Here is a 15,854-nt window from a genome sequence, read left to right as displayed (position 1 = left end):
TGAGGTTTTCATATAATAGGCTATTGCGCAATACGCTCAGAGGATCGTTGATGACAACCAATTTTGATTTCCGCCAGTCCGCACAACGGGTTTTACGCTTGGAGTTGCAAGCGATAGAAGGGCTTTTTCAAACGCTGGATGAACAATTCAGTCAGGCTTGTCAGATGCTCTTTGAGTGTCGCGGTAAAGTCGTGGTGATGGGAATGGGTAAATCAGGCCACATTGCCCGTAAAATGGCCGCGAGTTTTGCCAGTACCGGCACGCCGTCCTTTTTTATCCACCCAGGCGAAGCCAGCCACGGTGATCTTGGCATGCTGAGTGCCAATGACATTGTCATTGCCATTTCCAACTCTGGTGAAAGCAATGAGATTATGGCCGTCCTGCCTGTGATCAAGCGCTGGGGGATCCCGCTAATCTGCATGACCAGCCGTCCTGATTCCACCATGGCCAAAGAGGCGGATATTCATCTTTGCCTGCATGTGGAACAAGAAGCCTGCTCATTAGGACTCGCACCTACCTCCAGCACCACCGCTACGTTAGTGCTCGGCGATGCGCTGGCTGTATCGTTGCTGGAAGCCCGAGGGTTCACCGCCGATGACTTCGCCATGTCGCACCCAGGCGGAGCGCTGGGTCGAAAACTGCTATTACGCAACGCCGATATTATGCATCAGGGCGAACTGATACCCGCGGTCTCCGATCAGGCGACGGTGAGTGATGCCTTACTCGAAATGAGTCGTAAAGGCCTTGGCATGACTGCCATTCTGGATAATGCCGGAACCCTGGCCGGTATTTTCACTGATGGCGATTTACGTCGCATACTGGATCAGCAGCTTGATATCCATACCACCCCGATCACCAAAGTCATGACGGTCAATTGCATCACCGTGCCAGCCGAAATGCTGGTGGCCCAATCGGTTAAACTGATGCAGGAAAGAAAAATCAACGCACTGATTGTGCTGGATAAACAACGCCATCCTATCGGTGCTTTTAATATGCATGATGTCCTCAAAGCCGGTGTAGTATGAGCGAGTTAATAACGACCTGTTATGGCCCTGTAGAAAAGCACGTTATGACACTGGCGGCTGATATTCGTCTGTTGGTTTGCGATGTCGATGGCGTCTTGTCAGATGGACTGATCTATATGGGCAACGACGGCGAAGAGCTGAAAACGTTTCATACCCATGATGGTTTCGGCATCAAAGCCTTGCTCAATGCCGGTATCGATGTGGCAGTCATTACTGGTCGTAATTCCAACATCGTGCAGCGCCGCATGCAGGCGCTCGGTGTCCAGCATATCTATCAAGGTCAGGGTAACAAATTGCCGGCCTTTGAAGATCTGTTAGATAAACTGGAACTTTCTGCCTCGCAAGCTGCCTATATCGGGGATGACGTCATTGATTTGCCCGTCATGAACAATGCTGCACTCGGTATTGCGGTCGCCAATGCGCACCCGCTGGTACGACAGAAGGCAGACTGGGTGACCCATACCCGTGGGGGTGAAGGCGCTGTGCGGGAAGTATGCGATCTGATTCTGCTTGCTCAGGGTTTGTTCGACTCGGCCCAGGGAATGTCAATATGATCAGCCGGCAAACGCTACTGATGTTTTTCCTGTTTTTAGCCTCTCTGCTGGCTTGGCAATGGTCTTCGCAGCGCGATAATCAGAATGCTCAATTGCAGAAACAAGATCTTTCTTTACCCAGTTTTACTGCGACCAAACTTCATAACCAGCGCTACTCAGCAGATGGGAAGTTAACCGATATTTTTACTGCAGATCAGGCTTTTTATTATCAGCAAGATAAAATGACCAAGACCACACACCCGGTATTACAGACATTTGATCCTGATGGTCAAAAAGCCTGGAATATTTCCGCCAACAGCGGCCAGCTTTTCAGTAACGATCGCTTGATTTTGCACGATAACGTATTGATCAAAAATCATAATCCGGCAATAGATGTTGATCGTATGCAAACCTCGTATCTGGAAATGGACATTAATAAACATCAGATAACGAGCGACAAGCCCATTACTATTGACAGCCCGGATTATCATGTACAAGGTGTCGGCTTACATGCTGATTTGAATAACAAACGCTACCAAATTCTGGACCAAGGACATGCGACTTACTTTAAGCCACGTTAGTTTTGGATTGATGCTGCTGTTCTCGGCCAGCGCTTTTGCGAAACAATCCGATTATCAGCAACCTGTGACGGTTGACTCGGTCAGCCAGCAGGCCGAATTGAATGCCAACAAAGTGACCTTTCTTCAAGACGTCAAGATCACTCAGGGGTCTATCATTATCCATGCCGATAAAGTCGTGGTATTACGTCATGAAAAAGGCAATGATGAAATGATTGCCACCGGCTATCCGGCGACATTTTTCCAAATCCTGGATAATGGCAAACCAGTCAATGCCAGTGCCAACGAACTGCGCTATCAACTCAAAGATCGCTTGGTCACCTTAACGGGAAAAGCCGAGCTGAAACAGGATGATAATCAAGTGAACGGCGATGTGATCCGCTATGACATCCAGAAGCAACAGATGGTTGCACAGAGCAGTGGCAAAGGTTCTCGCGTAAAAACCATTTTCCTACCACAGGAAATTGACGAATTTAACAAAGCAGGCAAACAATAAATTTATGGCTCTTTTGCAAGCAAGCGGTCTGAAGAAAAGTTATAAAGGCCGACAAGTGGTTCAAAATGTCAGTCTCCAGGTGGCGACCGGGCAGGTCGTAGGCCTGTTAGGGCCAAATGGTGCAGGCAAAACCACCTCTTTTTATATGATTGTCGGACTGGTACCGCAAGATGGTGGAACCGTCACCATTGATGAACAAAACATCACGTCCATGCCCATGCATCAGCGTGCACGTCATGGTATTGGCTATCTTCCACAGGAAGCCTCCATTTTTCGCCGCCTGACGGTGGAAGAGAACTTACTTGGCGTCTTACAACTGCGCGGCGAACTGACCCGGGCGGAGCAAAAAGAAAAAATGGAAGCCTTGCTGGAAGAATTTCATATCGGTCATATTCGGAAAAACACAGGTATGAGTCTCTCCGGAGGGGAACGCCGCCGGGTAGAAATAGCGCGGGCCTTGGCCGTAGAGCCCCGCTTTATTCTGCTGGATGAGCCGTTTGCAGGTGTTGATCCTATTTCCGTGATCGACATTAAACGCATCATTGAGCATTTACGTGATCGCGGTCTCGGTGTATTAATTACCGATCATAACGTGCGTGAAACGTTGGATGTCTGCGAAAAAGCCTATATTGTCAGCCATGGAAACCTGATTGCTGAAGGCACACCGGCAGAGATCCTGCAAAATGAGCATGTGAAACAAGTTTACCTCGGTGAAGGATTTACCCTGTAAACAGTGTGTCAATGGCGATTATCAGCCATAATTAACTCACGGACAGCTTGTAGATTGATCGTTTCAGCCAACCGGCTGACTACAAGCGCCGATATGGAAATTAGAGACTAAGGACAAATCCCGTAGATGAAGCCGACCTTACAGTTGCGTCTTGGCCAACAACTTGCCATGACCCCACAATTGCAACAAGCGATTCGTCTGCTGCAACTGTCCACTTTGGAACTACAGCAGGAAATCCAGCAAGCCATTGATGCCAATCCTTTATTGGAACAAGAGGATGAATCAGATATTGCTACGCCGGAACTTCCTGATGATGAAGATTTCACTCCGCCGGATAGCAGCGAAGAGATGGCTCAGGCACAAGAAAACATGCCTGAGGAACTGCCCATGGATACCACCTGGGATGAGGTTTATACCGCTGCTGGCTCCGCCCCCTCCAGTGGACTGATGAACAGTGATGATGAATCCATTTATCAGGGTGAAACATCGGAAACCTTACAAGACTATCTCTTGTGGCAGATGCGCCTAACCCCGTTCAGTGATCAAGATGCCGCCATTGCGCTCACGATCATTGATAGTATCGATGAATCCGGCTATCTCAGCGCCACACTGGAAGAGATCCAGCAAGCCGTCACAACGGATGAAGACCCCGTGGAGATGGATGAAATTGAAGCCGTGTTAAAACGGATCCAGCATTTTGATCCCATCGGAGTGGCCGCCCGTTCGGTACAGGAGTGTTTGTTAATCCAGCTCAATCAGTTCGTACCAGAAACACCCTGGTTGAATGAAGCCCGTCAGGCCATCAAAGATCACATGGATCTACTGGGTGCGCGCGATTACCGGAATCTGGCCCGCAAACTCCAGTTGAAAGAAACTGACCTGAAAGAAATTCTGCAACTGATCCAGACGTTGGAGCCGCGTCCCGGCAGTCGTGTCATGCCGAGCGAATCCAGTTATGTCATTCCTGATGTTGCCGTGCTGAAGAAAAATGGGCGCTGGGTGGTGGAATTAAATCCGGATGCGATGCCCAAAATTCGTATCAATGAAACCTATGCCTCGATGGCACGCCATGCCCGTAACAGCAGCGACAGCCAGTTCATCCGTTCTCATTTGCAAGAAGCCAAGTGGTTTATCAAGAGCTTAGAAAGCCGGAATGAAACACTTCTGAAAGTAGCCAACTGTATTGTACAACAGCAACAGGACTTCTTTGAGTATGGCGAAGAGGCAATGAAGCCGATGGTTTTGAATGATGTTGCCGAGGAAGTGGAGATGCACGAATCGACAATTTCGCGAGTTACTACACAAAAATACATGCACACGCCTCGTGGCATCTTTGAACTGAAGTATTTTTTCTCTAGTCATGTTAATACTGAGAGCGGCGGCGAGTGTTCTTCGACCGCGATCAGAGCCTTAATAAAAAAACTGGTCGCGGCAGAAAACCCGGCCAAACCGTTAAGCGACAGCAAGATCGCAGACTTGCTGACTGAACAAGGCATTATGGTGGCACGAAGAACGATCGCAAAATACCGCGAATCGTTGTCCATACCACCATCAAGCCAACGCAAACGCCTGCTGTAGGCCAACAATAAGGAAGACGTTATGCAAATCAACCTGTCAGGTCACCATATCGAGTTAACTGATGCATTGCGTGATTATGTCACAACTAAATTTGCCCGTTTAGAACGTCACTTCGAGCACATCAACAACGTTCAAGTGATCTTATCTGTAGAAAAACTGAAACAAATCGCGGAAGCGAAACTGAATGTCAATGGTGGTGAGATTTTTGCCAATGCCGAAGATGACAGTCTGTATGCCGCCATTGATGCTCTGATGGATAAACTGGATCGTCAGATCATCAAATACAAAGAAAAACTATCTAGCAAGTGATCATGTTAATTTCTGAAATCTTGTCTGCGGACTGCACGAAAAGTGCAGTCCCATGCAGCAGCAAAAAACGTGTGCTGGAAATCATCAGCGAATTAGCCGCCCCCAAACTAGGACTCGACGAACAAAAGATCTTCGACAGTCTGCAAGCTCGGGAAAAAATGGGAACGACCGGTATCGGCGGAGCGATTGCCATTCCGCACGGCAGAATCCCCGATGGTTATCCTGTCACTGGGATACTCCTGACGCTGGAACAACCGATCCCTTTCGATGCCATAGACAATCAACCCGTGGATCTTTTGTTTGCCATGTTAGTGCCAGAAAGCGAGTGTAAAATGCATCTGAAAACACTGGCGCTGGTGGCAGAAAAATTCAACGATAAAAACTTCTGTCGTCAATTACGGCTAGCCGAATCCGACGAAGCGCTTTATCAACAAATGATCAATGGATGATGATCGATGAAACTCATCGTGGTTAGTGGTCGCTCTGGCTCAGGGAAAACCGTTGCCCTGCGGGTTCTGGAAGATCTGGGTTATTACTGCGTAGATAATTTGCCGGTTTCGCTGTTATTTCAGTTGGTGGCAGAGCTACGAGGGAAATACGATCAAATCGCGGTGAGTATCGATGTTCGCAACCTACCAGCCAATGCCGATGAGTTGGTTTCTATCCTGGATGCCATCAGACAGCATCGGGATCTGCAATTTTCCAGCTTTTTCTTTGATGCCGATAATGCAACCTTGTTAAAGCGTTATGGCGAAAGTCGTCGACTGCACCCCTTGTCTCGGCAACAGTTAACGTTAGAACAGGCGATCCGTCAGGAAACCAATTTATTATCCCCATTATCATCGCTCGCCGATCTGCGTATTGATACCAGCCATCTAAGTATTCATGACCTCAGTGAACAAATCCGCGAACGGGTGCTCGGGAAAAAAGAACATGAATTAGTGATGGTGTTTGAGTCTTTCGGCTTCAAGCACGGCATCGCCAAAGATGCAGATTTTGTCTTTGACGCACGGTTTTTGCCAAATCCGCATTGGATTGCAGAGCTCAAGCCACTCACCGGATTGGATGAGCCTGTGCAGCGTTATCTGCATTCGCAACCTGATGTGGTCAAATACATCAATCAGTTGATCAGTTTGCTGGAAACCTGGCTACCGCAACTGGAACGCAATAACCGGAGCTATGTCACCGTCGCCATTGGTTGTACTGGCGGTCAACATCGCTCGGTGTTTATTGCCGAACAACTGGCGAACCATTTTTTGGTGCTGGGAAAAACCGTACAACGTCGTCACCGTACGCTGGAGAAGTCTCATGCCTCGCGTTGAACAACGAGTCGCCGTGATCAATAAGCTGGGATTACACGCGCGGGCCGCCATAAAATTGGTGCAATTAGTCGCTAATTTCAAAGCCAAGATCACGCTCTGCAATGGAGAAAAACAGGCCAGTGCTGATAGTGTCGTCGGCTTGCTGATGCTGGAAGCAGCACAGGGAGAAACGATCCGCGTGATCTGTGATGGACCAGAGGCAATTGAGGTCATGGAAGCGGTTCAGCATTTGTTTGAAACCCGATTCGATGAAAATGAATGACCTATGAAAGACGGGTCAGTGCTTGTATTAATCTACTGATAGCCGGTTGCTGTCGTTCGCCCACTCGGACCGCAGCATGTAAACGACGCCATAGTCCATGTCCGAGTGATCGGGATACAATCAGCGCCGGTGGTTCAAACTCCTGACAAACCCAATCCGGTAACACGGCAATCCCCCACCCTGCAGCCACCATCTGTATTAACATGAGCGTATTATCCACTGTTTTGATCTGCTTCGGGCTCACGCTTGCGGGCGCCATGAAATGTTTGATCACATCCAGCCGCTGTGGCGACACCGGATATGAAAGCAAGACGTCATGACACAAATCTTCCGGTTCTATCACGGCTTTTGCCGCTAAGGCATGTGTCGCTGGAATAACCAATCGCATCTCAAAATCAAACAACGGCGCATAAAAAATACCGGCTTCAGGTAATACATCCGCCGTCAGCACCATATCCAACTCCCCTTGCAGCAAACTCTGCTGCGGAGAAAAATCCAGCTGATTGGCAAAGATCCATTCCAGATTGGGAAACCGATCTTGCAACGTATGCAGTGCAGGGGTAAGCCAACGAATACAACTGTGGCATTCAATATTCAAGCGCAGTTGAACCGGATGCTGTTCTCGTTGCAAATACCGTTGTACATCATCCACCTGCGGTAATATCGCTTCGGCCAAGGTCACTAGTCTGATTCCGTCAGCAGTAAAAACGATGGGTTTACTTTTGCGTAAAAATAACGGGCCGCCAATGCGCCCTTCCAATTCGGTGAATTGATGCGATAACGCCGACTGACTCAGATTTAACACCGCCGACGCCGCCGCTAGCGAACCATTTTGTTTTAACGTCAGTAACGATCGAAGATGTTTCAGTTCAAACATGAGGATCCTGCAAGTTCTGCATGCAATAAATGCACTGGTATCCATTAAGGTAACGCGCAAATATGGATGTGTAAACATCTAGCCATCTAAACATCTATTTGGAGTGATTATGCGTTACACAACACATACCCTGGGTTTTCCCCGCATCGGCATACATCGTGAGTTGAAAACAGCTTTGGAAGCTTATTGGGCTGAAAAAATAACGCAGGCTGAACTCATCAACGTCGGCAAAGCACTTCGTTTACGGCATTGGCAATGGCAACAGGAGTCCGGAATTGACCTTATCCCGGTTGGTGACTTTGCCTGGTATGATCATATACTGGCCACCAGCCTGATGGTTGGCAATGTTCCTGCCCGCCACGCAGAATTACAGGGCGAAATTAACTTAGACACGTTATTCCGGATCGCTCGAGGAAAAGCGCCCACAGGTCAAGCCGTTCCGGCAGCTGAAATGAGTAAATGGTTTAATACCAACTATCATTATTTGGTTCCTGAATTTCACGCCGGACAGGATTTCCACCTCGGCTGGACGCAGTTATTTGACGAACTGGATGAAGCTCTCGCGGCAGGATATCAGGCCAAACCCGTGCTGCTGGGGCCACTCAGCTATCTCTGGCTAGGGAAAAACAAAGGTAGTGAATTCAATAAACTTTCTCTGTTGCCCCAGTTGTTAGCTGTGTATCAGCAGATATTACATAAACTCTCAGAACGACAAGTGGAATGGATACAAATCGACGAGCCTATTTTAGCCTTAGATCTACCCGTTGAATGGCAACAGGCTTATCTGTCGGCATATTCACAACTGAGACAGGGCAAGAGCAAGCTCTTGTTGACCACCTACTTCGGTAGTGTGACACATCAGTTGGGCTGGTTGCCTGAATTGGCGATCGATGGCATCCATCTGGATGCAACTGCAAGTCCGCATGACTTAGACAAGCTCATTGCAGCACTGCCTGCACATTGGCAGCTTTCACTGGGTCTGATTAACGGGCGCAACATCTGGCGAGCTGATCTCGATGCGCTTTATAGCCAGTTATCATCCATAAAACAGCAACGACCTGATTTCTGGATAGGCACTTCATGTTCATTATTACACTGCCCGATCGATCTCAATGCCGAAACCCGGTTGGATGCCGAAACGAAAAGCTGGTTCGCATTTGCCAGACAAAAATGTATTGAACTTCATCTGTTACAGCGCGCACTCAGAGAACCGGACGATCAAAAAATATTAACGCTCAAGGCCTATAGTGCGCCGTTATTACAACGTCAATCATCAACCCGGGTTCAAAATCAGGCCGTACAAATCGCAACCGCCGCCATCCGTCCCGCAGACGCTGAGCGCAGTACCGGATATGCACAACGCGTGACGAAACAACGTGCTCGCTTGCAACTGCCCGCCTGGCCAACCACCACCATAGGTTCCTTTCCGCAGACCAAGGAAATTCGCGAACTCCGCCGCCAATTCAGACAAGGAAACATCGGGCTTGCCGCTTATGAACAAGGCATTCAACAAGAGATTGCTTATGCGGTCCGCGAGCAGGAACAAATCGGCCTGGACGTTCTCGTGCATGGTGAGGCCGAGCGAAATGATATGGTGGAATATTTTGGCGAACAATTAGACGGTTATGCTTTTACACAAAATGGCTGGGTACAAAGCTATGGCTCACGCTGCGTCAAGCCCCCTGTGATTGTAGGCGACATCAGCCGCCCTGCCACCATGACCGTACGCTGGAGTCAATATGCCCAGTCATTAACCCAAAAACCGATGAAAGGCATGCTGACCGGCCCCATCACGATGCTATGCTGGTCGTTTCCCCGTGAAGACATTGCAAAGGAAACCATGGCCTTGCAGTTGGCATTAGCATTGCGACAAGAAGTATTGGATTTAGAAAAAGCCGGAATAGCCATCATTCAAGTCGATGAACCGGCGCTACGCGAAGGATTACCACTACGTCAGCAAGATCAGGAAGCCTACCTTCATTGGGCCGTTAACGCGTTTAAAATTGCAGTCTCCGGCGTCAATGATGATACGCAAATCCATACTCACATGTGCTACTGTGAATTTGGCGACATCATGCCCGCAATCATTGCGTTGGATGCCGATGTCATCACATTGGAAACCTCTCGTTCGGATATGGAATTGCTGGATGTCTTTCATCACCAAGCTTACCCTAATGATATCGGACCCGGTGTGTATGACATTCACTCCCCCAATATCCCGGATACCGAATGGATGACCCGGCTCTTACAAAGAGCCCAGCAGCACATCCCCACAGAGCGCCTGTGGGTCAACCCCGACTGTGGCTTAAAAACGCGGGGTTGGCCAGAAACGCGGGCCGCCCTGCAAAATATGGTCAAGGCCGCGCAGCAACTGCGCCAATAAACCATCATGAATCACCGGCAGGCGCCCGAGCCTGCCGGTGATCACGCTTCACCGCAGCTCTGATAACATGCTACCCTGTCGCCAAAGATAACTAAGGTGATGCTTCACTAGCGAGAAAAAGAATGTTGTTCTGGAATGCAAACCCTATTTTGCTGCAACTCGGTCCGATAGCTATCCATTGGTATGGCGCTCTTTTTGCGACAGGTTTCCTGCTCGGTTATCAACTGATGCAACGCATGTATCGTCAAGAGGGCCGTCCGACAGAACAACTGGATAAGCTCCTCACCTATATTTTTATCGGGACTGTTGTCGGTGCACGCCTCGCGCACACGTTGATCTACGAACCAGAATTCTATCTGGCACATCCCATCGAAATCCTGAAAATATGGGAAGGCGGCTTGGCCAGTCACGGTGGTGGCGTCGGCGTATTACTGGCCATCTGGTTATTCGTACGTCAGCATCCAGAAAATCACTTTTTATGGCTGGCGGATCGGCTGGCCATTCCGACGGCCTTGACCGGTTGCTTTATCCGCCTCGGTAATTTCATGAATTCAGAGATCCTGGGTAATCCGACTAATGGCAACTGGGGGGTGGTATTTGAACGGGTAGATAACATTCCACGGCATCCAGTACAACTTTATGAAGCGGCCTGTTATTTGGTCATTTTTGTCTTGTTGTTCACCTTGGCAAAAACCCCAAAAATCAGACAACCCGGTTATCTGTTAGGTCTATTTTTGGCACTGGTATTCTCAGCCCGGTTTGTTCTGGAATTTTTCAAAACACCGCAGGCCGCCTATGAAGCTGGCAATTTGATCACTGTGGGACAATGGCTAAGCGTACCGTTTGTTTTCGCCGGTATTATTCTGATGCTGCGAAGCAGAAAAATGAGAAGTGCGTAGATTTCAGCGGCTATCTATCCCTCAATAGGAGGGATACAATTGCATCAGTTCACATGGTGCAAGGTGTGTCGCATGATAACGAAAGGCTTCTCATTACTGGAATTGCTGGTCACTATCACATTGGGGGCCATATTACTGAGTATTGCCGCCCCCGGCTTAGCATCGCTGATCACCAACAACGCCATTGATGCGGAAGCAAGCAATATCAGTAACGCCCTGCACTCGGCCCGCAGTCATGCCGTTGATATCAATCAACATGTTGTTGTCTGTTTTGCCGACAACAGTAACATCTGCAAAAACAACGGATTTACCCATCTGCTCGTCTTTGTTGATAAAAATAATGATGGCGTATTAACCACCTCAGGAGCCAATCCGGATGCCATTATCCTCAATGGCTCTGCTTTTGATCATACGCTCAACATAGCGCCGGATGCAGGCAGTTATGTCTTTCTGGCCGATGGTTCAACCTCTGCGGTGGGTTCTATCTCTGTTTGTTCCGGTGATACGCAAGCCTCCACCGAAGGGCATCGGCTCAGTGTCTCCCTCAGTGGCCGAACCCAATCTGACAATATTGCCTGTCATTAATACCGCTGCTTATCCTTTCTGTCTGATTTGGCAGTTCCCGTCAATACAGCAAATTTTGACAATGCCCATTACTATCGTTCAGTACTGGGTGTGTCATGTCAAAAGGATTTACCTTACCGGAATTATTACTGTCTCTGACTATCGGGAGTTTATTAGCTGTTTTGGCGCCACCCGCACTGTACGCATTTGTCTCAAACAGTGATCTGCAATATCAGTCAGACTCTATTCACAATGCCCTCAGTTCAGCCAGAAGCCATGCCATTGCGATCAATCAACGTGTGGTTGCTTGTCTAGCCAATGAAAAGAATGACTGTGTCAGCGCCGGTTTTACTCATCTTCTGTTATTTATTGATAAAAACACCGATAACCGCTTAACACTACATAACGCAGATCCGGATATTCCCTTATTATCCAGTACGACTTTCTCTAATCGGTTAAACATCCAAACCAACCGGAATGAATATGTCTTTCAACCGGATGGCTCGGTGGCCGGTTCGCCGGGCACCATCAGTGTGTGTGACAGGCATGGCAACAACAGTTATCACATTATTGTTGCCATGAGTGGTCGTATCAGGAAAACATCCGCCGCGTGTTAAACGAAGATGCCTACATTGCAGACATCATCTACATAACTATTTCGGTTCATGAACGTATTGATATTCCATTTCCGGTAAAATAGACCCTACCGGCCCGAAGGTTCCCGAACAATCCCCGGTGCATAATTGCATGCATGGTTGCCCATCCTGACATTGTTGTACTCCATTTGCATCCGCACCAGAAACCTTAACTGCGCCGGGGAATCCCAATCCGAGAATATTGCCATTACTATCCACGATATAACTCAAATCTTCAGTTAACAAATCATTCGCGCTGATATAAGCGGTCAACCCAGTATAATATCCATACGTCATATCGACAGCGTACAGACGGGTACTGCCAATGGAACTCCCCAGCGAACACTGATTGGCATTCGCATCGGCCGAAGCTTCCGGGATGAATGAGGTAAAATAAAGGGTACCATTAGATACAAAACCTGAACCAAACACTTTTTCACCCGTACCGGAGATCCAATAAACCCAGCCTTTCTTTTGTGACGTCAGTTTGGCAATTTCCGTCAGCTGTGCTGAAGTTGGCCCGCTACTCGCAATCTGGCCGATTTTATTTCCGGTGATATCGTACAAATCAGTAATGACGACAGCAGAGGCATCCGCGGGTTTGGTGTCATTGGCACCATACACCGCCGTATGCATATCCCGGATCATAAAATAAGCATTAACGGTAGTTTTATCTGATGCCGGGTGATTGCGATTGCCACTACCGAGCAACACCGCATCGTATGGTTCCTGCGTGTATTTATAGGTACCGTCAGCCATAGCAGTGACTTTCGGGTTAATACTGCGCACCACCAATGGCGCACCAAAGAAACGCCGATCAGCCGTTTGCGTATCATCGCTACCCAGACTGGCCAGTTTGAAAATCGACCATTTGCTGCGATCCGTGCCCGACATATCCATACGCCAGACATTGCCCCCAGTATCACCGACATACAGACGATCGGTAATGCCATCACCATCGCTATCCAGCAAAGTCACATCACTGGGGATGCTATCGACCATTGAACTTTTACTCAGATTAGTTGCAGAAGCAGCATCTGGGGATACGGATAAAATCAGAGCTCCGGTGTCAGCATCCACAAAATAAATTGCATTGCCCATAGAATCATCGGTACCAATCGTGGAGGCATCTTTATTGACATCATAGCCACCCGCAAAAACAACAACGGGTTTACTTTTGCCATCCGTATCGGTATAGCCCGGAATTTTAGTCACTTGGGGCGTTGACCATGTTTGGCCCAAGCGACTAAATCCGGTAGTGCCACCAGCACCGCCTGTAATGATCCATTTCAGCGTCGGCGCATCAGGATTGGTGACATCCAGTGCATAATAACTGCGACCACCCTGGCGTTGGCCGACAAATATCCAGGCTTTATCCCCTGGTGTCGCACTGGAAATCCGGCCATCGTTGTTTTTGTCGACGATATAGGAAACCGGTGAACCATCAATGCCGTTGACATGATTCAAAGCAGCACTATTGGTTTTTAATACCGATTGCATCTTTAACAGTGGATACGGGATAAACGCCCAGCTCTCTGCCACTGTATCGCCGTTATCTTTAAACATATGCAGAAAACCACTGTTCGTGCCGACGACGATGCGCAGATCCGGATCACCGGAACTGGCACCATAATTAATCACTCGTGGGTGGCTGTGCATCATGTCGCCAATGATGGTATCCCGATTCGGTTTAGGCGTTGCGGTGCTATCGGTGTTCACACCCTGAATCCAGCTAATCATGGTATCGACATCATTCGGCGAACCCGTGCTGGTAGCACTACTGGCCAACCCCAGTGCACTTTTTAGCGTAGCATCGTCATTTCCTGTAATTGTATTCAGATTGCTACGGGTCAGCGGTGTTAATGCGGGTGCCGAGGTATTGGTATAGATCGTTCTTGCTGTCGTTTGATCGGCGAGCATTTCCTGCACACCGCCTTTGGCAACGGCATCCCCATCCACCGCTGTTGACCAATAGGTTTGAGCCGTCGCCAGCAAGCGACCATTGCTATCAAAGGCCAAATGATTGTTTTTATCTTCTATGCCATTGGCCGTATATTTCAGTTTTTTAAGATTTCCACCCCAAAATGGACCGCTGGCAGGCACAAAACCGGTGATATAGAGACTATCGAGATATTGCGTCCGGTCAGTATTACTACCCGCAGTTGACGGCGCGGTCATAGTGAACTGACGTTTAGCTATATCTTTAATGATATTGTTTAATGCGCTGGACAATGAACCGGCACTGCTGGCATCGTAATAAGTACCACCACCCTTTGTCGCAGCAGCTTGCAGTATGGCTTTGCCATTTGCAGATATGTCATTCCCAAAACTGACCGTATAGGTCGTCACATATTGCTTACCGGTTTTATTTGCTCGGCCACTTTGCCCATCCAGAATGTCGTTTTTATTCATCCACTCTGCCAGATAGGGCAAATAGCTGCCGTTGCCATATTCGGAACTATTTTTTCCGGTCAAAGTCTTGATTGCCGAATCAGCATTGGTATCACTGGTTGGATCGCCGTCGGTTACCAGAATGATATATGCATGATCAGCGCAGTCACTCAGTAATGGAGATTGATAAATACCTGATGTGGTAGACGTAAAAGCCGCAAGATCTTTGGCTGGTAATCCCGTATCTGTATTTAAACCATAGTCATTAGCATTACTATCCGATAATCCAGAATGACCACCGGATAAATAGCGATAGGCCTCCCACATAGATTCAGCCAAGGGAGTATTTGTCGTTGCATCCAAACTGTCTAGGGTACTAAAAAAAGTGCTTTTTGTTGTTTGATCTAATTGCGCTATATTTTTTATTATTCGGCCACCATTATTATTTATGTAATAATTGCCATTCCTGTCATATCCCGTTGTATCAACAGTGTTGACATTGAAGATCTCCAATCCAAAATCCATATTTGTTTTACTTGAACTGGCATCATAAGTAGAATTGATAATATCTTTGACTGCCTGCTTGGCCGATACTAATTTTGTTCGATAATACAAATAATTTTCGGTATACAAATAATAAGAACCAGAACCAAATTGGCTACTCGCAGCCCCAGATGATGCATAACCAGTCGCGCCATCATCGACTGGATAACCTACATCATCGCTACCAGGATTAGTTAAACTCAACGCTGACACATCTGAGGCACAATCTATAGCACCACTGCCATTACCAGGAGTACCCCATGTGTCAATAGTCTGATATTGTCTGCACGCCCCTGTTCTTCTCGAGTATGAAATACATTGGTCTGTTGATTGCGGAACATAGTACTGCTTGAATACATCATATAGGAAACCAGAAGCATACGAGGCATTACAGTTATTTAAATAATATGAATTACTGATAGATGGATAGGTAGTCGAAGAATCAGTTAAAAAAGCATGTTTTCTGTAAGTAGCCTCATCTAATACCGTCGGAATATAATTAGTATTAGCATTGTAGGAAAAATAAGGCGTAACCGTATTGGTATCTTTCATACTGCCAGAGTTATCCAGAATCACTAGTATTTTTGGACGGATACCATTCGCCTGTGCGACATTCAAAACATACAGTTCCGTATCATCTGCCTGTGCCGTATAACTCTGCATAATTCCGGCAAATAGCAGACCCCACAGTATTATGCTTATTATTTTTTTCATCTCACATCCCTGCTT

16 protein-coding genes are annotated in these 15,854 nt (G+C 47.8%); 14 read left to right on the top strand and 2 right to left on the bottom strand.

The features are described 5' to 3' along the window. Window positions 1-50: 50 nt before the first annotated feature. From H027_RS0109485 to H027_RS0109440, 10 genes are all read left to right on the top strand, one after another. Window positions 51-1,025 (top strand): KpsF/GutQ family sugar-phosphate isomerase, encoded by a 975-nt coding sequence (locus tag H027_RS0109485; protein ID WP_024872218.1) that lies wholly within the window; start codon window positions 51-53, stop codon window positions 1,023-1,025. Further along, window positions 1,022-1,579, top strand: a complete 558-nt coding sequence (gene kdsC, locus H027_RS0109480) for a 3-deoxy-manno-octulosonate-8-phosphatase KdsC (protein WP_024872217.1) — start codon at window positions 1,022-1,024, stop codon at window positions 1,577-1,579. Before H027_RS0109485 ends, kdsC begins: the two co-directional genes overlap by 4 nt. After that, complete coding sequence (lptC, locus tag H027_RS0109475) at window positions 1,576-2,139, top strand: LPS export ABC transporter periplasmic protein LptC (RefSeq protein WP_024872216.1); 564 nt, start codon at window positions 1,576-1,578, stop codon at window positions 2,137-2,139. Before kdsC ends, lptC begins: the two co-directional genes overlap by 4 nt. After that, window positions 2,114-2,632, top strand: a complete 519-nt coding sequence (lptA, locus tag H027_RS0109470) for a lipopolysaccharide transport periplasmic protein LptA (protein ID WP_024872215.1) — start codon at window positions 2,114-2,116, stop codon at window positions 2,630-2,632. The genes lptC and lptA overlap by 26 nt, the downstream gene beginning before the upstream one ends. 4 nt (window positions 2,633-2,636) lie before the next feature. Then, window positions 2,637-3,362 carry an LPS export ABC transporter ATP-binding protein gene (gene lptB / locus H027_RS0109465; protein ID WP_024872214.1) on the top strand — a complete coding sequence of 242 codons (726 nt, stop codon included), beginning with the start codon at window positions 2,637-2,639 and terminating at the stop codon, window positions 3,360-3,362. A gap of 126 nt (window positions 3,363-3,488) precedes the next feature. Next, window positions 3,489-4,940 (top strand): RNA polymerase factor sigma-54, encoded by a 1,452-nt coding sequence (locus H027_RS0109460; RefSeq protein WP_024872213.1) that lies wholly within the window; start codon window positions 3,489-3,491, stop codon window positions 4,938-4,940. A gap of 21 nt (window positions 4,941-4,961) precedes the next feature. After that, a complete protein-coding gene (gene hpf, locus H027_RS0109455) occupies window positions 4,962-5,249 on the top strand; it encodes a ribosome hibernation promoting factor (protein WP_024872212.1) in 288 nt (95 codons plus the stop codon). A gap of 2 nt (window positions 5,250-5,251) precedes the next feature. Then, entirely contained in the window at window positions 5,252-5,698 is a 447-nt protein-coding gene (gene ptsN / locus H027_RS0109450) for a PTS IIA-like nitrogen regulatory protein PtsN (protein WP_024872211.1), read from the top strand. 6 nt (window positions 5,699-5,704) lie between these two features. Further along, on the top strand, window positions 5,705-6,571 hold the full coding sequence (rapZ, locus tag H027_RS0109445) for an RNase adapter RapZ (RefSeq protein WP_024872210.1): 867 nt from the start codon (window positions 5,705-5,707) through the stop codon (window positions 6,569-6,571). Continuing rightward, complete coding sequence (locus tag H027_RS0109440; protein ID WP_024872209.1) at window positions 6,558-6,833, top strand: HPr family phosphocarrier protein; 276 nt, start codon at window positions 6,558-6,560, stop codon at window positions 6,831-6,833. Before rapZ ends, H027_RS0109440 begins: the two co-directional genes overlap by 14 nt. 1 nt (window position 6,834) lies before the next feature. Here the strand turns inward: H027_RS0109440 and H027_RS0109435 are convergent, their stop codons facing one another. Then, entirely contained in the window at window positions 6,835-7,710 is an 876-nt protein-coding gene (locus H027_RS0109435; RefSeq protein WP_024872208.1) for a LysR substrate-binding domain-containing protein, read from the bottom strand. Window positions 7,711-7,819: 109 nt separating this feature from the next. Here H027_RS0109435 and metE point away from each other — a divergent pair, with 109 nt between their 5' ends. From metE to H027_RS0109415, 4 genes are all read left to right on the top strand, one after another. After that, the gene (gene metE, locus H027_RS0109430; protein WP_024872207.1) at window positions 7,820-10,093 is read left to right on the top strand and encodes a 5-methyltetrahydropteroyltriglutamate--homocysteine S-methyltransferase; all 2,274 of its coding nucleotides are present in this window, start codon (window positions 7,820-7,822) and stop codon (window positions 10,091-10,093) included. A gap of 122 nt (window positions 10,094-10,215) precedes the next feature. After that, on the top strand, window positions 10,216-10,992 hold the full coding sequence (gene lgt, locus H027_RS0109425) for a prolipoprotein diacylglyceryl transferase (protein WP_024872206.1): 777 nt from the start codon (window positions 10,216-10,218) through the stop codon (window positions 10,990-10,992). A 72-nt stretch (window positions 10,993-11,064) separates the two neighbouring features. Further along, entirely contained in the window at window positions 11,065-11,577 is a 513-nt protein-coding gene (locus H027_RS0109420) for a GspH/FimT family pseudopilin (RefSeq protein WP_024872205.1), read from the top strand. 95 nt (window positions 11,578-11,672) lie between these two features. Next, window positions 11,673-12,173: a GspH/FimT family pseudopilin gene (locus H027_RS0109415; protein WP_024872204.1), complete on the top strand. Its 501-nt coding sequence runs from the start codon at window positions 11,673-11,675 to the stop codon at window positions 12,171-12,173. A 36-nt stretch (window positions 12,174-12,209) separates the two neighbouring features. On the opposite strand, the gene H027_RS17705 is transcribed toward H027_RS0109415, so the two are convergent. Continuing rightward, complete coding sequence (locus H027_RS17705) at window positions 12,210-15,839, bottom strand: pilus assembly protein (protein WP_081741450.1); 3,630 nt, start codon at window positions 15,837-15,839, stop codon at window positions 12,210-12,212. Window positions 15,840-15,854: the final 15 nt, after the last annotated feature.

It is taken from the genome of Tolumonas lignilytica, assembly GCF_000527035.1.
GTDB lineage: Bacteria > Pseudomonadota > Gammaproteobacteria > Enterobacterales > Aeromonadaceae > Tolumonas > Tolumonas lignilytica.
The sequence above is the reverse complement of the archived record's forward strand: the minus strand, read 5'-3'. Positions and strand labels throughout refer to the sequence as shown.

Excerpts from the sequence above, each read along its gene's own strand:
- H027_RS0109440 (WP_024872209.1), top strand. The coding sequence starts at position 6,558 with ATGCCTCGCGTTGAACAACGAGTCGCCGTGATCAATAAGCTGGGATTA.
- H027_RS0109420 (WP_024872205.1), top strand. The coding sequence starts at position 11,065 with ATGATAACGAAAGGCTTCTCATTACTGGAATTGCTGGTCACTATCACA.
- rapZ (WP_024872210.1), top strand. The coding sequence starts at position 5,705 with ATGAAACTCATCGTGGTTAGTGGTCGCTCTGGCTCAGGGAAAACCGTT.
- lptA (WP_024872215.1), top strand. The coding sequence starts at position 2,114 with ATGCGACTTACTTTAAGCCACGTTAGTTTTGGATTGATGCTGCTGTTC.
- ptsN (WP_024872211.1), top strand. The coding sequence starts at position 5,252 with ATGTTAATTTCTGAAATCTTGTCTGCGGACTGCACGAAAAGTGCAGTC.
- H027_RS17705 (WP_081741450.1), bottom strand. The coding sequence starts at position 15,839 with ATGAAAAAAATAATAAGCATAATACTGTGGGGTCTGCTATTTGCCGGA.
- H027_RS0109460 (WP_024872213.1), top strand. The coding sequence starts at position 3,489 with ATGAAGCCGACCTTACAGTTGCGTCTTGGCCAACAACTTGCCATGACC.
- metE (WP_024872207.1), top strand. The coding sequence starts at position 7,820 with ATGCGTTACACAACACATACCCTGGGTTTTCCCCGCATCGGCATACAT.
- H027_RS0109485 (WP_024872218.1), top strand. The coding sequence starts at position 51 with ATGACAACCAATTTTGATTTCCGCCAGTCCGCACAACGGGTTTTACGC.
- H027_RS0109435 (WP_024872208.1), bottom strand. The coding sequence starts at position 7,710 with ATGTTTGAACTGAAACATCTTCGATCGTTACTGACGTTAAAACAAAAT.
- hpf (WP_024872212.1), top strand. The coding sequence starts at position 4,962 with ATGCAAATCAACCTGTCAGGTCACCATATCGAGTTAACTGATGCATTG.
- lgt (WP_024872206.1), top strand. The coding sequence starts at position 10,216 with ATGTTGTTCTGGAATGCAAACCCTATTTTGCTGCAACTCGGTCCGATA.
- H027_RS0109415 (WP_024872204.1), top strand. The coding sequence starts at position 11,673 with ATGTCAAAAGGATTTACCTTACCGGAATTATTACTGTCTCTGACTATC.
- lptB (WP_024872214.1), top strand. The coding sequence starts at position 2,637 with ATGGCTCTTTTGCAAGCAAGCGGTCTGAAGAAAAGTTATAAAGGCCGA.
- lptC (WP_024872216.1), top strand. The coding sequence starts at position 1,576 with ATGATCAGCCGGCAAACGCTACTGATGTTTTTCCTGTTTTTAGCCTCT.
- kdsC (WP_024872217.1), top strand. The coding sequence starts at position 1,022 with ATGAGCGAGTTAATAACGACCTGTTATGGCCCTGTAGAAAAGCACGTT.